This window comes from Streptomyces yangpuensis, assembly GCF_024666385.1.
GTDB lineage: Bacteria > Actinomycetota > Actinomycetes > Streptomycetales > Streptomycetaceae > Streptomyces > Streptomyces yangpuensis.
In genome coordinates, this window is record NZ_CP102515.1 from 37,864 (window position 1) to 56,061 (window position 18,198).

The 18,198-nt window shown below is 68.0% G+C and carries 11 protein-coding genes and 2 pseudogenes; 3 read left to right on the plus strand and 10 right to left on the minus strand.

The window, feature by feature from the left end; genetic code table 11:
- Nucleotides 1-36: 36 nt before the first annotated feature.
- From NRK68_RS33960 to NRK68_RS34000, 9 genes and pseudogenes are all read right to left on the minus strand, one after another.
- Nucleotides 37-795, minus strand: a complete 759-nt coding sequence (locus NRK68_RS33960) for a hypothetical protein (protein WP_257858029.1) — start codon at nucleotides 793-795, stop codon at nucleotides 37-39.
- Nucleotides 788-2,905: pseudogene (locus tag NRK68_RS33965) on the minus strand (RHS repeat-associated core domain-containing protein); the annotation flags it as partial. The pseudogene NRK68_RS33965 and the gene NRK68_RS33960, both read right to left, overlap by 8 nt.
- Nucleotides 2,832-5,441: a putative T7SS-secreted protein gene (locus NRK68_RS33970; RefSeq protein ID WP_257858031.1), complete on the minus strand. Its 2,610-nt coding sequence runs from the start codon at nucleotides 5,439-5,441 to the stop codon at nucleotides 2,832-2,834. The pseudogene NRK68_RS33965 and the gene NRK68_RS33970, both read right to left, overlap by 74 nt.
- Nucleotides 5,441-5,998, minus strand: a complete 558-nt coding sequence (locus NRK68_RS33975; RefSeq protein ID WP_257858032.1) for a hypothetical protein — start codon at nucleotides 5,996-5,998, stop codon at nucleotides 5,441-5,443. Before NRK68_RS33975 ends, NRK68_RS33970 begins: the two co-directional genes overlap by 1 nt.
- Entirely contained in the window at nucleotides 5,998-6,405 is a 408-nt protein-coding gene (locus NRK68_RS33980) for a hypothetical protein (protein WP_257858033.1), read from the minus strand. Before NRK68_RS33980 ends, NRK68_RS33975 begins: the two co-directional genes overlap by 1 nt.
- A gap of 418 nt (nucleotides 6,406-6,823) precedes the next feature.
- Nucleotides 6,824-7,252: pseudogene (locus NRK68_RS33985) on the minus strand (transposase); the annotation flags it as partial.
- A gap of 139 nt (nucleotides 7,253-7,391) precedes the next feature.
- The gene (locus tag NRK68_RS33990; protein ID WP_257858034.1) at nucleotides 7,392-7,820 is read right to left on the minus strand and encodes a hypothetical protein; all 429 of its coding nucleotides are present in this window, start codon (nucleotides 7,818-7,820) and stop codon (nucleotides 7,392-7,394) included.
- A 296-nt stretch (nucleotides 7,821-8,116) separates the two neighbouring features.
- The gene (locus tag NRK68_RS33995) at nucleotides 8,117-9,847 is read right to left on the minus strand and encodes an AAA family ATPase (protein WP_444465705.1); all 1,731 of its coding nucleotides are present in this window, start codon (nucleotides 9,845-9,847) and stop codon (nucleotides 8,117-8,119) included.
- A gap of 174 nt (nucleotides 9,848-10,021) precedes the next feature.
- Entirely contained in the window at nucleotides 10,022-11,122 is a 1,101-nt protein-coding gene (locus NRK68_RS34000) for a DUF6292 family protein (protein ID WP_257858036.1), read from the minus strand.
- A 751-nt stretch (nucleotides 11,123-11,873) separates the two neighbouring features.
- On the opposite strand from NRK68_RS34000, the gene NRK68_RS34005 reads away from it, so the two are divergent.
- The 3 genes from NRK68_RS34005 to NRK68_RS34015 all read left to right on the plus strand — a co-directional run bounded on the left by NRK68_RS34005 (nucleotide 11,874) and on the right by NRK68_RS34015 (nucleotide 13,250).
- Entirely contained in the window at nucleotides 11,874-12,095 is a 222-nt protein-coding gene (locus tag NRK68_RS34005; RefSeq protein ID WP_257858037.1) for a hypothetical protein, read from the plus strand.
- Nucleotides 12,095-12,346: a hypothetical protein gene (locus NRK68_RS34010; protein ID WP_257858038.1), complete on the plus strand. Its 252-nt coding sequence runs from the start codon at nucleotides 12,095-12,097 to the stop codon at nucleotides 12,344-12,346. The genes NRK68_RS34005 and NRK68_RS34010 overlap by 1 nt, the downstream gene beginning before the upstream one ends.
- A gap of 370 nt (nucleotides 12,347-12,716) precedes the next feature.
- Nucleotides 12,717-13,250, plus strand: coding sequence for a hypothetical protein (locus NRK68_RS34015; RefSeq protein WP_257858040.1), 534 nt, complete (start codon nucleotides 12,717-12,719; stop codon nucleotides 13,248-13,250).
- 388 nt (nucleotides 13,251-13,638) lie between these two features.
- On the opposite strand, the gene NRK68_RS34020 is transcribed toward NRK68_RS34015, so the two are convergent.
- Nucleotides 13,639-17,931, minus strand: a complete 4,293-nt coding sequence (locus tag NRK68_RS34020) for a golvesin C-terminal-like domain-containing protein (protein WP_257858041.1) — start codon at nucleotides 17,929-17,931, stop codon at nucleotides 13,639-13,641.
- Nucleotides 17,932-18,198: the final 267 nt, after the last annotated feature.

The window sequence follows — 18,198 nt, forward strand, 5'->3', positions numbered from 1 at the left end:
CGAAGGGCTTGTCGTTCACGACGAAGTCGGCCCAGGTCACGAGGCTGCCCCCGGACCCTGCTCGATGCGGTCCAGCAGGGGCTCCGCCCACTTCGGGAGGGCGGACGCCGCCGGGCGGGGCGGGCGGGGGTCGGAGGTGATGCCGAGGCCTCCCGCCGGGTCGCCGTACACGAACCGCTGGGACCACCCCAGCCAGGAGCGGACAAACAGGTTCGCGCTCCACGCCAGGGCCAGCGCGCCGCGCAGCCCGGGGACCTCGTACCAGTAGCTGGTGAGCACCACGGCGCGGGAGACCGCCTCGTCCGGGTTCCCCGGCCGGGAATCGGCGGTGAGCCCGGCGGCCAGCACCGATGCCGCGAACCGATTGTCGGCGAGCAGCCCGCCGCTGTCGCAGACGACCGCGTCCAGCAGGTCCGCCGGGAGGCCGGCGGCGGCATGCTCCAGCCTCGCCAGCAGCGCGGGCAGGCCCGGATCGCCGACCGCCTCCGGGTCGGGAACCACCCTCAGGTCGGCCGGCAGCCGCTCGTCCCCCGTGCGGGCGGCCAGCAGGTGCACGTACGCCAGCGCGCGCAGGGTCTGCCAGCGGCAGAGCGTGTCGAGCAGCTCGGTCCGGGAGTTGCGGAAGGCGAGCCGCACCGGCCAGTCGGCCGCCCGGACGTCGTTGCCGAGCGCCCGCAGCTCCGCCGGCAGCGGGGCCGGGAAGACCCGGCTCTGGCCGGGGTCGTAGGACGGCTCGGCGTGGTAGCCCGGCCAGGCGGGTGCAGGATCACGGGGGATACCGCTGCGGCTACTCATTCACTTCGTCCCCCTTCGGGGTCCGCCACTTCGCGGTGTCCTTGCCGTCCCGCGGAGTGATGTAGTTGGAGAGGTCCTCCGGCTCGATGTGGTACGCGTGGATCATATGGTCCTGGCGGATGATGGCCACCGGCCTGGACGGGTCCAGGGTCTTGTCGATGATGATCCGCGCCCCCGTGTCGCTGTCGACGTAGTTGGCCGGCGATTGCAGATGGCCCCGCAGGTACTTCTCCAGTTTCACCTCGTCTTTCCCGATGCCCTGCAGGTAGTGGTTGTCCTTGCCGCTCTCCGCCTCGTTGAGCTGGTGGTCGACGCCCTGCGCCGCCCGGGTGCTGTCCGAGTACGGGGCCAGCCCGAAGGGGTCGCACCACCCGTGGGGGTTGGCGACGTACGCCACCGGGTTGGGGGCCGCCGCCAGGCCCAGCGGGTCCGGGCTCAGGTAGCGGGCGGTCTCGGGGTCGTACGTGCGGAAGTAGTTGTGGTGCAGGCCTGATTCGGCGTCGAAGTACTGGCCGGGGAAGCGCAGCGGCGTGTAGGCCGTGGCGTCCCGGTTCCAGGCCGTGGATCCCCACAGTGTGGAGCGGCTGCGCCAGGCCAGTCCGCCGCGCTCGTCGACAAGTTCGGCGGGTGCGCCCACCAGGTCGGTGACGATGGCGTAGAACCGCTCGTCCACCACCTCCTGGCTGGCGCCCAGGATCCGCTCCGTCTGCGCGAGCGGCTGCAGGCCGCGGTGGTCCCAAGTCACGGCGATCCCGCCGGCCTCCTGCGCCGCGGCGGCGGTCCGCTGCTCGCACAGCACGGTGCCGTCCCAGGTGAAGACCGTGCGCTCGGCCACCTCCAGGCCGTCGGGCGTCATCCGTTCCTTCGCCGTCCGCCGTCCCAGCGGGTCGTACGTGTACCGCCAGCGCGTCCCGTCCGGGGTGGTGACGGCCGTAATTCGGTCCTCGGCGTCCCACTCGTAGCGCCAGGTGTCGGGCTTGCGCGAGAGCCGGGCCTTCTGGCGGAGCACGACCCGGCCGAGGACGTCGTACTCGTGGCGGACCCGGCCCGCGCCGATCAGCCGGGTGCCCTCGTAGGTGCGCGGTCCGGTGGCTTCCCCGCCTCCGGGATGGGCGCCGGGCCAGTACGCGGAGGTCTGGTTGCCCACGTCGTCGTAGGCGTAGCGCTCGGTCCAGTTACCGGCGTGCACCGCCGTCACCCGGCCGCGCGGGTCGAGGTCGAAGCTGCGCGGGCCGGCCAACAGATCGTCGACGCCGGTCAGGACCCCGTCGGACCGGTAGGTGTAGCCGCGGCGCTGCACCACCCCCTGTCCTGCGCCCGTGAGCCGCTGCTCCACCAGCCGGCCGGTCTCGTCCCACGCCTGGTCGAGGGTGACGGCGTCGCCGTAGGTACGGCTGAGCTCCTGGCCCGCCGCGTCGTGCGTGAAGCCGATCCGGCGGCCGGACGTGGTCAGGGCGTCGTAGCGGCCTGCGGCGTCGTACGCCCAGGCGGCGACGGCGCCCGTGGGGGTGGTTCGGCCGGTGCGGCGCCCCATGGCGTCGTAGGTGTAGGTGAGGGTGCGGCCGTCGACCGTCTCCTGGAGGATGCGGCCCGCCCGGTCCCGCAGCCAGGTCAGCACGCTGTCCCCGCACACCGCGACGGCGAGCCGGTCGAAGACGTCGTACTCGTACGTCGTCACCGTGCCGCCCGCGTCCTTGCGGACGGTGTGCCCCAAGGCGTCGCGCTCGTACGTGATCCGCTGCCCGAGGGCGTCGGTGCGGGTGACGAGCCGGCCCGCCGGGTCGTAGGCGTAGTCGAGCACACGGCCGTCGAAGTCGGTCTCCCGGATGAGCCGGCCCGCCGGGTCGTAGGTGTACTCCCAGGTCATGCCCTGCGGGTTGCGGACCTCGGTCAGCCGCAGCTCGGCGTCGTATGTGTATGCGTGGCGCGTGCCGTCCGCGTCGGTCCGGGCGGCGAGCAGGTCGAAGTGGGTGTACTCGAAGTGCACCCCGCCGCCGTCGGGGCCGTCCGTACGGGTCAGGCAGTTCCCCTCGCCGTCATACGTCCACGAGCGGCGCCGGCCGTCCGGGTCCGTCCGGTGCAGCGGCTTGCCCTCCGCCGTCCATTCCATGCGGGTCACCGCTCCCAGGGGGTCGGTGACCGCCGTGACCCGCCCGAAGGCGTCCCGCTCGTACGTGGTGGTGGCGCCGAGCCGGTCGGTGACGGCGAGCGGCAGCCCGGCCCGGTCGGTGCGGATCCGCGTGACCGCCCCGCGGGGGTCGGTGACGGTGGTGAGGTGGCCGCTCTCGTCGTAGCCGAAGTGGGTGACCGTCCCGTCGGGGCGGCTGACCGCGGTGCGGTTTCCGCGCTCGTCGTAGGTCTGGTGGACGACCGATCCGTCCACGGACGACCTTGACCGGCCGGCCGAGGTCGTTGTACTCGGCGCGGGCCTCCCGGCCGTCGGGCCGGACGTAGGAGACCATGCGGCCCGTGTCGTCGAAGGTGCTGCGGGTGGTGTGGCCGAGCGGATCGGTGAGCGCGGTCCGCCGGCCGCCGCTGTCGTACTGGTACCGGGTGACCGCGCCGAGCGGGTCGGTCTCGGCCACCACCCGGTACCGGTCGTCGATCAGGTACTGGCGGGTATGACCTGCGGCGGTGGTCACACGCGTCACCCGGTGGCGGGTCTGCGGGTCCACGTCGTCGTAGCGGAAGGTGAGGGCGATGTGGCCCGCCTCGCCGGCCTCGGCGACACACCGGTCGAGGTCGTCGTAGGCGTACTCATAGCGGCGCTCGTTCGTATCCGTCCAGGAGGTGATGCGGGCGCGGTCGTCGTAGGTGAACCGCAGAGGCAGACCGGAGGAGTTGGTGACCTCGGTCAGGTTCCCGTCGGTGTAGCCGTACGCGAGGACGCGGCCGCCGCCGGACAGGTGCAGGGCAGTAATCCGGCCACCTTCGGTCTCGAAGTGCAGCCGGTAGCCGCCCGAGTGGGTGAGACCCAGCGGCGTGCCGTGCTCGTCGTACTCGAAGACGACGTGGTTGCCGTTCGGATCCTCGAACTGGGTGATCGGCGCGATGCCGTTCTCGGCGCCGTCGGCCGGCGGGACGAAGCGGCGGACGGCACCCGTCAGCGGGTCCGTCAGCGTCCAGTCGCCGTCAGGGGTGCGTGCCAGCGGGTGGCGCGGGCCCGACGCCGACACCGGCAGTACGGGCACACCGGGCGCGGGATGCGGATAGCCGACGAGGAGGCCGTCCTCGGAGACCAGGACGACGCCCTTGGCGTCGATCTCCAAGTGCTGGTCGATCGTGGAGGACCAGGTGGGGCCGAACCAGCGGCCCACCCGGTAGCCGGACTCCGCACGGCGCGTGAACGCGAACGGGAACGTGCCGGGCAGGACCACGTCCGTCTGCGGGAGGTACATCCGGCCGGTGGCGAGGTCGACGGGGTCGGTGCCCTCACTGGCCTTGTCCGGGTCGGGCCGCTCGCCGTGGTGCGGTCCTTTCCCGTCCGTCTCCTTGCGGCCCGGGCCGTCCGTCTCCTTGCCGCCCGCGCCGTCCAGGTCGTCCAGGTGCTTCGCGGCCGTGCCGGCCTTCTTCCCGGCGCCGAGGCCCTTGGTGCCGGCGAGTTCCGGGAGGAATTTGCCGACGCCTTCGGTGGGGTCCTTCATGAAGTCGTCGAGCATCTGCTTGCCCGTGCCTATGGGGTCGTTGACCGCCACGAGCAGGCCGGCGACCGTCGAGTTGAGGTTGGTCCGGTACTCGGCGGGGTGGGTGAGGTTGTACGGGTCGAACGGGGTGACTGCGCGGACGAAGTTGGCGAGGCCCGCCGTTCCCTTGAGGACGCCCCCGGCCAGGTGGGTTTCCGCGATCTCCACGTAGTCCATGCCGTCTTTGAGCTGTTCGGCGTACGAGGGCTTGGGCGGGGCGGCGTCGCGGGCCGCGCGGACCGCCGTACGGGCCGTCTTCGCGACCTCGTTGCGCTGGGTGCGCGCGGTCTGAAGCTTGTCGTCGGCCGCCTTGAACAGCGGATCGGCGGGGTCGGTGAAGTCGTCGGCCGGCCGCGGCGGCAGCGTGTCCTTCTCGGCCTTCACCGCCGCCTTGTAGTCGATGATCGACTTGTTGTAGGCGGTGCGCGCGTCCTGAGAGACCTTCTTGGCCCTGTTGTACTCCTCCAGGGCCTCCTTGGCCTGGCCCTGTGCCCACTCCACGGTGTCCGCGAACCGGTTGATCGCGTCGGCGGCCTTGCCGAAGGCCTCGGCCGCCTTGAACCAGCGCGGCGGCTCCTTGGCTATCGCGTCCCGGAACGCGTTCGCCGACGCGCCCTTCAGGCCGTCGCCTTCCAGAGCCTTCAGGCCATTGCCAACGAGTGTGAACGAGAGCTCGAAGTCACTGAGGTGCGAGACCTGCGCGCGGATCTTCGACACGCTGCCGTAGACCAGCTTGTTCGGGTCCTCGGTCTGTCCGAGCTCCAGCTCGGAGACGTCCGCGCCGAGCTGGTTGGCGGCCGATCGGCTCTTGTCACGGACCCAGTCGCCCGCCTCGTCCAGGCCCACCTTCTCTGCCGCGCCGGCGACCTTGTCACCGCCCCACTCGACCGCGTCGCCGAGGTCCTCGGCCCGGTCCTCGACCCAGTCTTCCGCCGAGTCCGGTACGAAGTCCCTCCAGCCCATCAGTTGCCGCCCCCGCCGGCCTGGTCCAGCAGATCCTTCAGCGATCCGATCTTCCCGCTGGAAGTCAGCTTGTCGCCCGTGTCCGACCAGGTCTGCTTGATGTCCGCGTCGCTCTTCTCGAAGGACTCATCGCTGTAGTCCGGCTTGTAGACATCCGCACGCCAAATGTCGTCCCAGCTCTTCTGCTCGATCTCGTCCTCACTCGCATGCGGATTGCCGTACGCGGCATTGGCGACCACCTTGAACGCCCCCTGCATGTAGTGCTCTTCCTCCCACACCGTGCCCGCCGCGATCCCCAGGTTCCCGGCCAGAGCGCTCGCGTTCTGCACCAGACTGCGCACGCCCCACTCCCAGCGCTCACAGAAGTCCTCGAAGTCGGTGGCCAGACCCGCGTGTCCGGCCTCCATCCCCGTCATCGACAGATCACTGAAACCGGCGCCCATCGAGGCGCCGGCCGCATCCCCGGACTCGCGCAGCTCGGCGATGGCCTTGCGCAGACCGTCCTGGATGTTCTTGACCGCAGCCGGCGAGACCTCAAGGTCCGCATCGCCCGCCATCAGACGGCTTCCGCACGGTCTGGCTCGGCATCCACCGCGCACGCGTCGGGAACGATGCCCACGACCGGCGGGAACAGCATTGAACCGTCCTCGTCCGCCACATCTACGGCCACACCCGTCGGACCTTCAACCGAGGGGATCACCGCGTCGACGAGACGGGCACCCAGGATCGAGAGGTACTCCCACTCACGGGCACCGGCACCGCGCGCTTCCGCGAAACGGGCCAGGGCCGCCTCATCCGTGAACGCGTAGATCCAGCGGACACCGCCCTGCCAGCCCGTCATCAGCCCGCCGCCATCACCCTCCGAGAGCGGCACCAGCAGTGCCGTGCGGCGAAATTCGCCCAGCAAGCGGCCCGAATGCCCCGATACGCTGCGCACGGCGGATATCTCCTCGGCCAGCCCCATGAAGTGCCCCCGTTCTCCGAGGGCGCCCGACTCGACAGCCCCCAGTTCGCACACGCTACCCAATCGGTCAGCCCCCACCGAGCATCGGCCCCTCCTCTGTCCGATCGTCCGTTCGACGCCGGGGGGAGTATCACGAAAGCGGCTCTGGCTCACTTCCGGTGGTAACGGGGCGTGGTGATCGTTACTAGCGGCGATTAACGCAGGCCAAGTGGAAGGTCAATGCCTTGGCTATGTGCCCGCCGAAGACACGGACAGGGGTCTGACACGGGCGCCTGCCCGGCTCAACAGGCCTTCTTACCATGCCTTTCCGTCACCACCGGAAGTGAGACAGAGCCACGAAAGCGGTGTTCACCACTCGGTTGGCGTAGAGGTCTCTCGTTGGTCTGGTTGGCTCACACTCGTTCGGCGGAGAGGCGGCCGCCGCGACGATCGAGTACGGCCAGCCGGGCACCATCTGGTGCTTGCCCAGGCCCCGGCCCAAGGTGTGACAGAACGAGCGGTCCGAGCACGTGTCGGCATCCGGCCGAAGCCACGGCGAGACGTCCACGGCCAGCACCAGACGGCCGTTCGCCCGCAGCAGCGGCACACCCGCCAGCGCCCGACGAAGGCGGGTGACGTCGATCCGGCCCCGGTTCACCCCGGAGTACAAGGCGCCGTGCCCGCGCCAGTGTTCCGGCGCGAGCGCCAGATCCACCAGGGTCCGGACCGGACCGTCCGTACACAACAGCGCGTCGCACAGCTCGAATAGAGCGTCCGCCCGCGACGTCAGGCACGCGTACAACTCCGACCGGAACTCCGTCACGGCCGTGAACGCGTCTCGTTGAACCCCGTGCTCGACCAGTTCCACGATCCCGGCCTCCGTGCCGCAGCCACCCTGCCCACAGGATCAGGCCCACGCACGTACAACGTCACGTGAACTGGGGAATCCCCGAACAAGTTCGATCGTCGTTCGACACCGCAGGATAAACGGCAAGCTTATGGCGGGTTCAGAGGCGCGGGCTCCTCAGCGGTGGCTCCGCCCCGCCCCAGGAGAAGGCGTAGGGGTCCGCGCCACCCGTGTACGAGCAGGTGATGCCGATATCGGGCAGGTCGAACTCCTCGCGCAGCCACCCGTCCACGGCGAGGGCGGCGACCTCCGGCCGGTAGTCGGCCAACGGGAAGTCGAGGGAGACGATCTGCAGGTGGACACCGTCCGGATGCCGGATGCGCAGCTCGTCGGCGCGGAGCGCGACGACGAAGGAGAGCCACGCCAGGTCCTCCCAGTAGATGCCCGACGCCGGCAACAGGAGCCGCACTCCTCGGTGGATCCCCACGGAGGGAGCCGCCGTCTCACCGGGTGACACGGCCTCGGCCGAAAGATCCGCCGCCAGTCCGCCGATCGGACTCCTGAGCCGGTACTTGAATTCTCGAATCATTTCACTCAATCCACGAACTTGAGAAGGTGGAAAACGCCTCGGCTGAAGTAGTTCGTGTGGCCGTGGCTGCATCGGCTGCGGGCCTGCAGCAGTCCGTCGGCGAATTGCAGGTCGGTGGTGTCGTCGAGGGTTCACCCGCCGTGGCGCAGAGTACTGGAGTGACTCGCTCCGGATCGGTGCCTCAGAGGCCACCTCCATGGCTTCTGCCAAGGTTCGCCGGAGCCACAACAGCCCCCCGCTGCAGTCGGACCCGTACGAGCCCAGGTGTCCAAGCGTTCTCCCGCCAGCCCTGCGGCTCAAGCCTCCGGAGTGGCTGAGGGCAGGGGCTGAATGCTCCCGGTGAGCTCCTGGAAGCCATCCATCACGTCACCCACGTGCAGTGTGGTGACCTCGTCCTGCGACGGAACTCCTGAGCTGCCATGCCGGTCGAAGACGCGCAGGTCCCGTGCCGCGGCGGTCTTCCGGGCGAGTTCACGCGCGAAGCGGCCGTTGCCAAGCCGGTCGATCAGGCCCTGGGTGACGACGAGGTCGCATGACGTGCGCAGCGCGACCGCCGCCTCCTCAGTGAGCGAGTCCCCCTGGGCTGCCAGGAACGACTCCGCGATCAATACCAGCTCCTCGGCCTTGTAGGCGGGGAAGTCCACCCGAGTGCTGAAGCGGGAAGCGAGACCCGGATTGGTGGCCAGGAGCTCGGCGATCTCGTCCGGATAGCCGGCCAGAACCACGACTAGGCGGTGCCTGTCGTCCTCGGCCCGTTTGAGCAGTACCTGCAGCGCTTCCTTCCCGAAGGCGTCACCGCCCGAGTAGCCGGTGTTGGACAGTGCGTACGCCTCGTCAATGAAGAGGACGCCGTCCAGCGCCCGGTCGATGGCCTGGGATGTCTTGATCGCTGTCTCTCCGAGGTGCTGTCCCACCAGGTCGGCGCGCTGGGCCTCGACGACATGCCCCCGCTCCAGCAGGCCGAGGCCGGCGAAGACCTTGCCGACGACGCGGGCGACGGTGGTCTTGCCCGTACCGGGCGGCCCGGCGAAGACCAGGTGCTGGGGCGCCGGCGCCGCGGCCAGGCCCTGACTCCTGCGCACCGCCGCCATCCGCAGCTGTGCCGACAGGCTTCGCACCTGGCGTTTCACTGGAGCCAGACCAACCATCTCGTCCAGTTCGACCATCGCCTTGTCCAGCAACGCCGAACGCTCCTCGTCGCTCAAAGCGGCGCCGGAGGAGTCCCCACCCTGTTCCCGCGCAACCGCAGCGGCCTGGGAGGGCACGCGTGCGGCGGACGGGGGCATCACCTTCGCGCGCTGGGCCACATCGCCCACGCTCGGGATGTACCGGAACGCCGTCTGGTAGTGCTTCAGCGCCTCCTCAGCCCGGCCGAGCTGCTCGTAGGCACGACCGCGCAGGTAGGCGACCTCCCCGACGAAGCCAGCGTTGTCGCCGAGCGCTAGCGGCAGTGGCTTCAGCACGTTGAGCCCCTCGTGGGAAACGCCCTGGCCGATGAGACTGGCCGCGACGCAGAGCTGCGACTCGTCCCGCATGAAGGAGTCCCGGATCCCTTCAGCGAACGTCAGCAGGAGAGGCCAGTCCTTCTTCAGGACCGCGTACCGTGCGCAGACGAACCGGGTCTCGTCGCAGTCGAGCACGGCGTGGGAGAGCATGCCCCACGCCTGGTCGAGCAGACCGTCGTCCAGGAGTTTCACCGCCCGCGCGAGCCACAGATCGCGAGGGGTCTCCAGGCGGAAGGTCACGTAGCCGCCGATCTGGAACCGGGAGGACAACGGGGTCTGGAGCTTCGTTCGCATGGCACCGAAGTCCTGGGCCTGACCGTACATGGCCTCGACCGCCCGGCCCTGGAGCTGCCCAACGGCATGGAGCCCCAACCAGGCATCGGCCGCGAGCGGATTGTGCTCAACTGCGGCGCTGAAGGACTCGGCCGCAGCGCCCCGATTGCCCAGCCTCAGCTGCGTGACCCCTCGGAGCCATGCCTCTTCGCATTTCTTGATCGAACGCCGTGATACTGGCCCCTGCACTGGAGGTCTCCCCTGCTGTCGTCTGGTGATCCAGGATTCGCCCGTACGAAATGCGCAAGCTGGTCACACCGTCAAGTCATACCTGACAGCTGACGTTCGAAGAGGAGCGGGCTCCTGCCCGTCCACACCAACGGAAGGATCTGCCGGCGAACTGCCGGCGCCTATATGCCGGCCTCATTCCGCGACCTCAAGGCCGGTGCCCTCTTCGGCCGTCGCCTTGGGGCGCTTGGTGCCCCGGCGCTGATCCCTCAGGGCCGCGAGCAGCTCCTCCGGGTCGGGCTTCAGCCCGGTGCCCAGGTAGCGGATTCCTTCCCCTTCGGGTGCCGTGTCCGTGTGCTTCCCGATCGGGTGGCGTCGGCTGGTCGCGGTGCGCCATCCGTAGCGGGAGTCCCACACCGCGGCTGCGGCCGGCTGGTCGATGTCGAGCAGCAGCGCGGCGGCCAGGGCTCCTCCGTGGAGCTGGCGCATCTCCACCTGGGCCTGCTGGGCGATGCCGGCCGCGGCCAGGACGTCGGCGGTGTGCTGCAGGTAGGGCTGGGCACTGCGGGCGCTGAGCTCCCGCTCGGCGAACGCGACGGCGGCGCGGTGGGTGATGGGCGGGTAGCCCAGCTGGAGGGCGGCGTCCTTCAGGTCGAGGCCGGACTGCTTCTCGGCGAGGTCGGCGATCCTGCGGCCGCGGAGGGTGGCCAGGCCGGACTGCGCGGTGGGGAATTTGGTGATGCCGAGGGTGCCGGAGACGGCCTCGACGGTGACGGCGGGGTTGGCGTCCAGGAGCTCGGCGATCCGCGGGAGAATCTGGTCACGGGGGATCATGTCGCCGCTGCCCTCGCGTCGGCCGCCGCCTGCGCCGCGGCCGGGTCGGCTGTCCTTGTAGGCGAGGACCAGGCGGCGGGGCCAGTGCTCGGTGCCCTTGGGGCCTGCGGGCACGAGGACGACGCCGGCGGCCAGGGCCGGGTCCTTCTTGTAGGTGTTCCAGGTCACGGGGGCGATGCCGAGCAGTTCGGCGGCCTCGTGGCGGTCCAGGAGGTCCTCGTCGTCGTCGGCCTGGGGCAGCTCGGGAATGGGCTGGCCGGCGTAGTAGGCCGCGGTCTGCTCCGCGTCCCAGAGCTGGTTGCGGGCGTCGGGCGAGCTGATCGGCGCCGGGTGGCCTTCTGCGGCGTAGGGCTTCTGGTTGCGGATCGTGGTGAGCTTCTTGCCGAGGGCGTCGGCCAGGTCGGACATGGTCTGGACGTGCTGCAGGCGTCCGGCGCGGATCACGTTCTTCTCCTTGGTCACGGGGCGGGGCGCTCGTCGCCCCCCCTGTCGGCGGGGGGCAGTCGGTCGTGGGGTCGGGCAGGCAGCCGGGGTTGCACGGCTTGCCGGCCTCGGCGCCGCATCCGTTCGCAGGGGCGGGCGGAGGTGGGCGAAGGCGCTGCTGGCGGTGGTGTGCGGGGTGAGGCGGCTGGCGGCGATGAGGTACAGGTATGGGGCGGGTTGCTGGTGGTGCGCACCCGGATGGCGGCGGGTGTCGCCCGGGCCGGCGGCGAGGCCGGGAGCCGCGAGGACGCCCGCGGCGAGGGTGGCGGTGACGCTGGCCTCGGCCAGGAGGTCGGCGAGTTCGGCTTCGGCGGCCGCGGCGGTGGCTGGCCACGCCGATACGGCGGCGGTCTGCGTCGCGTTCCAACGGGGTGGGTGAGGGAGAGGGACATGGGCCTGGATGGGGGTGTTTCGGCGTCGTGGGCTGCCACCACCCGCGAACAAGACAACATTACCTAGCTTACGTCATTGCCGACAAGTGGACGGGATCCTCAACGCCGCCTCGCACCAAATACACTCGGAGGCGAGATACGCCTCTCGGGTCTCCCGCGGGTGTGTGTTTTCGGTTGGCCGGCGCCCTTGCCACCCGCCTCGGCGGAAGTGGGCGCCAGCCGCTCTCGTCTCCGCCGGCCGCGGTGTGCCCCCTCGCCGCGGGTGGTCTCCGCATCCTCTTCGCCTTCCGGGTTCCGGTGGGGCTCGCCTGCGCTAGCCTCGTGGCAGCATCTACGACTTGGAGGCCGCGATGCGGATCGTCTTCGACCCGGCCGAGCAGGAGGCCCTGCGGGCTGACGCGCGGGAGATGGCTGACGGCGACCCGCGGATCGCCTACGTCCTGGAGCGCCTGGCCGGTGAGGGTGTCGATCTGGACGCCGTCACCTCCTGGGAGGATCTGCGCGAGAACCTCGGGCAGCCTCCGCTCGACGACGCCGCTCCCACTTCGCACGTCGCCTGATGGGGCGCCACGCGCCCCGGCGCGCCCGCATCGTCTTCTACGACGTGGCGCAGGACCAGGTCGAGAAGATGACGGAGGCCGAACGCCTCCGGCTCGACCCCGTACTGGTGGCCATCTCCAGGAATCCCGAGGTCGGCGTGCTGTCGAAGCACGGTGCGATCCGTGAGCACCGCGAGGGCGGCGTCCGGATCCTGTACGTTCCTACTGCCCTGGGCACGCTCGTACTGGTCGCCTACGTCGAAGCGGACTGACCCCACTCTTTGGACCGGTCCATCGGTGCACAGCAGGGCGTCGCACAGCTCGAACAGCGCGTCGCTTCTGGAGACCAAGCACGCGTACAGTTCCGACCTGAACTCCGTCACCGTCGTGAACGCGTCTTGTTGGACCTCGTGCTCGACCAATTCCACGATCCCGGCCTCCGTGCCGCAGCGAACCTGATCACAGGATCAGGCCCCGGCCCTGGCACGTCCGGTGAACAGGGGAAGCGCCGCACAAGTTCGAGCCCCGTTCGACGCCGAACCTCAATACCACGCCAGCCACTAAGCAGGGAACCAAGCCAGGACGCATCACGGCTTGGAGACTCGCCGCTTAACTCCTTCGATCGGCACGTAGGGTCCGAACATGGACATAGTCAGCGGTGTCGTCGGTATCGCGTACTCGCACTTCTACATTGCCGAGCACGTCGAGGAGGGGGTCGAGAGTGTCGACAATCTGCCGGACTTTCATGCCGACGAGCCCGTGATCGTCACACCTGGCATGCTCACCATCGTCAGTTGCGTCCAGGAACACGATGCCTGGGTGACTCTCATGGTCGCCGAGGCCGAGCCTGTGCAGCAGACGGAACGATGGCAATCGCTCGGTTCCTGGCCGTACCGGCCCGTCCACACAGGCCGGATGGGAATCTCCGGCCCCACCACCGGCCCTGCCGTGCCGGCGTTGGGCTGGCTTCCGGGTAGCCAGGGGTATGCCCCAACCTTGACGCTTCACCCAGCGACGATCTACACGGTCCACGTCTACGTCAGGGGCCGAGAGGACTCCCGAGCCCGGTACGAAGCCGCAATGGTCCGCGAGGAGTGGGGTCTCCGCGAGGGGTTCGAGGACTACGTAGCCATCTTCATCCCTGCTGGAGAGCAGGCCGCCCGGGCCGCAGGTTAAACAGCAAGTTAAGGCCTTGTCTTGAAAGGAGCAGGGCAACCCAGGCGCCCACCCGACGCGGCAACGTGCCCACCACCTACTCGCGAACCGAAACGGCCCGCCGGAGAAACCGACGGACCGTCACAAAAATTGAGACTAAGGCGAATTCCACTCAACGAGAAACATCAGCAGAGAGAGAGCGCATGTGAGAAATAGGGCGCCTGACGCAAGAAGGCAGCCGACGCGAGATTCCTTCGGTCTAAAGTATGCGATGGCTATGCACACTGCCAGAATGAGTAGTACGAAAATTGTGAGCAATACGACAATACCGAGTGCCAATTTTGTCTCCGAAAGCGAATGTGAGAGGTGCACCCATGGGTACACCTCTCACACCTATGCGTGCAGTCGATTACGGGGTGTAGGTTTCCGTGAAGAACGTGGCCGGCTGGTCGCAGTGTACCATTCGGTTCGGGCGGTAATCAGTGGTGTCACCCGCGACAGGGAACGGAATTCCCACGTTCCACGGATTTCCTCCGTTCCCGCGAGTGGCGGCATCGCACTTGCCGTAGGCATTGCCCTTGTCGCTGTTCACTCCGGGGATGTTGGAGAAGTTGACCCAATTGCCCGCTTGAACGCGTGAGCTGGACGGCCGCCCGAGATTGTCAGTCATCTTGCCATCGACGTAGACGTATAGGTCCGGCATGTAGCTCTGGTAAACGATCCCGTTGGCCGGGTTCGCGTCACCGTTGCCGCCACCCAAGTGCATGGGCTTCACGCTTCCGTCGGTGCAGAAAGCCACGGCGATGTCCTGCCAGATGGGCGGGGCGTTGCCGATCGAGCTGCCGAAGGTGTTGTAGTCATCGCCGGGGTACAGTCCTTCGTTCTTGAAGAACATGCTGTAAATGTCACCTGCCCACCGCTTCACACCGATGTGCATGTGGCTGTTCGCGTTGACTTTGTCCAGCCAGGATTTTACGTTCTGGTCGACGTGTTTGTTGGCGACCATCGGCCTGTAGCCGTGTGCACCACCCCCCACGAGCCGTGTGTCGATGCACTTGCCGTCGGCACTGATCCGGCCGCCGCGCAGGTGCGGCTTGTACGCCTGGCCAGGAACGTCACCTTGGCCGAGCGGGTCCACCCGGAGGTTGTCGCCCCAATGCAGCGCATCGACACCTGTGTAGGAGATGTCGGGCAGTGGGATTCCATAGTCCGCCTGGATGCCCTTCATGATCTCGACGACGAATTGCGGCAGGTGCGCATTGCCGATCAGGACATCGCCGTCAACGTACTCCGTGTCCGGAATGATCTTTCCGGTATCGTCGACGAGGTAGCTCGCGATGATGTCGCTCTTGATCTTGTAGGAGTTGTCGTCCTTGTATGCCTCCGCAGCCATCTTTGCGGGGTCCGGACGATTGTTTGACATGGCCATCCACTGCGGAATGGACTCCGCAGGCACTCCGCCGTCGGCCCTGACCGTGTGGCCGCCGGCGAGGATCCGCTGACGCCAGACCTCTGCCGCGTCGTAGGTCTTCTGCCCTGTGCAAGTGGCGGTGGTCGGGAACTGGCCCGGCTGAGCACACCTCGGGTAATGCGTGACCCCGTACTCCGTGATGCTGTTGTCTTCCCAGCTTGGGCCCCTGTAGCTACGGGAGAGGGCCCAGTCGTACAGAGTCTTCATTGTCCGCAGCGGGGTCTTGACGACTCCAGGCATGTTGGAATTCAGCGATTGGTTCTTATCGAAGATCGCGGCTGCCGTCAAACTGCGCTCCACGTACTTTGCATTTATCGGGACTATCGCTATTGCATCGAATGCGATGTCCTGGTCACCCGTGCCATCAGGCGTGATGCTGCTGAGTTTGACGATCGGTACATTGTTGAACTGGAAGGCGCCAAGACTCACCCAGCGATTGGTGTTTCCCTTCTGCCCAATGGTGCGGGTGCGCACCCCCTTCGCTGTTGTGACTTCGTATTTGGCGTTCAGGGTGTGGGCACCGTGGTCGGGAAGGTGCACCATGACCTTGGCAGCACCGTTGAGCGACTTGTTGAGTGTCCAGGTGCCTGTGGCCTTCATGCGCTGGCCTGTCGCATCGTCTTTGCGGGTGTGGGCGAACCAGAAGTGGCCGCCGTAGCCGGCGCCGAGCTGCTGAAAGTCAATCCTTGCGCTCGGCGAGCCGAAGTCGAGGGAGAAGGTGCCGCTGTTCGCCTTGGGCTGTGAGCAGCCTGGGCGGGCAATGGGTGTGCCGTCGGCGACGTCGTCGATGATGAGTGCGTCGGCGGGAAGACCTGCAGTCGTGCAGTTGGGCGGGTAGGCGGTGCCGTCGGCTTCTTCGGGATAGGTGTCGTTGAAGCGAACGAGCTCGTAGCCGCACTCGGCGTTGGCGCAGTTCTTCCAGGTGACCGGCTGGTTCCACCAGCACTTGAGGTCTTCTCGCTGGCAGGCACCCAGGCCGGGCTTGTTCTGATCGTTCGGGCCGATTTTGGTGGGGTCACAGTTGTTCGCCGCAGTGCAGAAAAGACTCTCGGCTGGCTTGACTGTGCTCTTCAGGTGGTCGCCGGTCCACCAGGCGGGGCGGAAGCCGGCCACCATTGTTCCGGGTGACTCCATCGCCTCGAGGGGGCGAGCGGCCCAGCCGAGGACCTTCTCCTGGTACGGCCAGTCCTGGGGATGCTTGGCATGGGAGTAGTCGTTGCCGCCTGCCGGCCCCTCCAAGAAGGGTGCGCGGTTCGCCTTCCAGAGGGGGTTGGCGGGGTTGTTGGTGAAGCCCACTCCCCACAGGCCGCCGTTGCTGGCGGCTGCTGCCCTCGGGTAGTAGCCGGAGTTGTAGGCCCACAGGGCGAAGAACCAGTTCTCCATGTACTGGGGGTCACCGTTGTTGACGACCATCCCGTCGCGCTTCGTGACGTTCCACTTGTCGGCGAGGACCCTTAGGCCGGCAGCGATGTTCGCGGTGTAGTCGAGCGCCGCTGCCTCCTGTTGCAGCGTGCTGAGCGGCTGCTCGCCGGGCTTCTCCTTGCCGTGCATGCGCATGCCGTCGGTGATCTGTGTGATCCCGTAACCGCAGTCGGCCTCCGCCCAGTTGATACCCCAGGGGTCGGTCTGCTGCCCGTTGGCAGCGTATTTGATGCCGTAGAAGTTGCCGATCAGCGGGTTTCCGGTGACTCCGGGGACGACCACGCGGGAGGCCTGCCACATGTTGGATTCCTGGGCGGTGATGCCCAGCATCACCTGTGCTGGCACGCGACCGCCGCCCTCTAGGGCCAGCCGGGGGAAGAGGGCCTGTGGCTGGTAGGCAGCCATTCCGAGGTTCTTCCAGTTCGCTGGCCGGGAAATGTGCTTGTTCAGGTTTCCCGTGATGGCCTGGTCGACAGCCCATTCGACCTGCCGGGGCTTGGGCTGCATAGCCTGCTTGGCAGGATTGTTACGAGGAACCGAGCAGTACCGTTCCGGCTCGGCCGTGCCACTTGCGGCAGGTGCTGCGGCCTGACTGGCCACGGACACCGACGCAGTCGAGGCTGCAGCCGGTGGCGGCGTGACGGTGAAGGTTACCGCCTTGCCGGTCTTCAGTACCTTCACATCGATGTCTGCAGACTCCGGGATGGCGGCCTGCGAGGTACGGGGATCGGCACCGCCGGCCACGGAGACCCGCGTGATCAGTGCCTCGCCACGAGTGCTGGCTGTCGATTCCTTGGGAACATCCGCTCGGCGGGTGACCGTGGAAGGAAGTTTTCCTGCGGCCTTCGTCTCGCCGGTGATGAAGACCTTGCCGTCGGCGCTGGCCGTCAGGTCCATCTTCGTCAGCGTGCCCTTGGCCAGGACCGGAGGCTTGGCCTTGGCCGCGTCGGGGTGAGAGATGTCCTGCGCGGTGACCCTCTTGACCTCCCCCTTCTCGGCCGAGCTGGCTGAGCGATCCATGAAGACCACGCCGCCAGCGGCGTCCGGAGTCAAACCGAACGGCACCTGGTTGGTGTGGGCGATGGCGGTCGTGCGGCCCTGATCGTCGATCCGGGTGATCCGGGCTGCGTCGGCTGCGACGATGTCCTTCCCCACAGGGATCGCGGAAGTGACCTGACCGGGCAGTTCGATGGTCTTGCCGACCTGTGCTGCCGAAGCGTCCACCTTGAGCAGCCTGGTCTTGTTGTGGGTCTCGCCACCGGCCTGCGTCAACACGGCCGTTTCGTCCTTGCCACAGCCGGGGCTGAAGTAGGCCAGTGAAGCCTGCCGGTTGAGCTTGGTGACCTGTCCGGACTCCAGGTCGACCACGGCGGTGAAGGCTCCGCGAGCCATCAGCTCGGCCTTATTGGTGAAGGTACGGGGGGCATAGGCGACCACCGCTCGCTTGCCGGAGCCTGTGACGCAGGCATTGCCGATCCACATGTCGGTGTCGAGCCCGGCCTCGGCCAGGGTCGCTGCTGTCCGCCAGGCGTAGCCGGCCTTCTTGTCGGCGACGAGGAGGTGGAATCCGGTGGCGTCGCCGCTCGTGGTCCAGGCGCGGTCCGCCGACTCTTTCCACTCCTTGCCCAGGACCTCGTCGCGGTCGGGCGGCACGATGTGTGAGGGGTTCGAACGCTTCGCGCCAGCGGGTGTGCCCGTGCTGGCGGGCACTGGATCCGCCCACGCCTGGCTCTGCACCAGGCCGCATAAGAGCGCGGTGCTCACGATGACGGCCGCAGGTGCGCGGCGTCGTTTTGCACGTTGTTTCAAGAGTTTCCCCTTGCATCTGGGATATGGAGAATCGCTGCCAGGGCTGACCCGTGACGGGCTGGCGGTGAGCTGGCCACGGCTCGGAGCCGTTCAGCGAGCGAAGGGCGTCGGCCCTACTGCGGTCCGGTGCTCCCATTAGCGGCGCGGGGCTTCTGCTGGGGTTCTGGAGGCTCACCAGGCACGGTAAAGGCCAGTCCGCTGGGCGGAGAATCGCGGCCGTCGGCTCAGAACTGCCGCCCACTGGCGGGCTGCCGCAACCATCACGAC

Excerpts from the sequence above, each read along its gene's own strand:
- NRK68_RS33960 (WP_257858029.1), bottom strand. The coding sequence starts at position 795 with ATGAGTAGCCGCAGCGGTATCCCCCGTGATCCTGCACCCGCCTGGCCG.
- NRK68_RS33970 (WP_257858031.1), bottom strand. The coding sequence starts at position 5,441 with ATGGGCTGGAGGGACTTCGTACCGGACTCGGCGGAAGACTGGGTCGAG.
- NRK68_RS33975 (WP_257858032.1), bottom strand. The coding sequence starts at position 5,998 with ATGGCGGGCGATGCGGACCTTGAGGTCTCGCCGGCTGCGGTCAAGAAC.
- NRK68_RS33980 (WP_257858033.1), bottom strand. The coding sequence starts at position 6,405 with ATGGGGCTGGCCGAGGAGATATCCGCCGTGCGCAGCGTATCGGGGCAT.
- NRK68_RS33990 (WP_257858034.1), bottom strand. The coding sequence starts at position 7,820 with ATGATTCGAGAATTCAAGTACCGGCTCAGGAGTCCGATCGGCGGACTG.
- NRK68_RS34010 (WP_257858038.1), top strand. The coding sequence starts at position 12,095 with ATGGGGCGCCACGCGCCCCGGCGCGCCCGCATCGTCTTCTACGACGTG.
- NRK68_RS34015 (WP_257858040.1), top strand. The coding sequence starts at position 12,717 with ATGGACATAGTCAGCGGTGTCGTCGGTATCGCGTACTCGCACTTCTAC.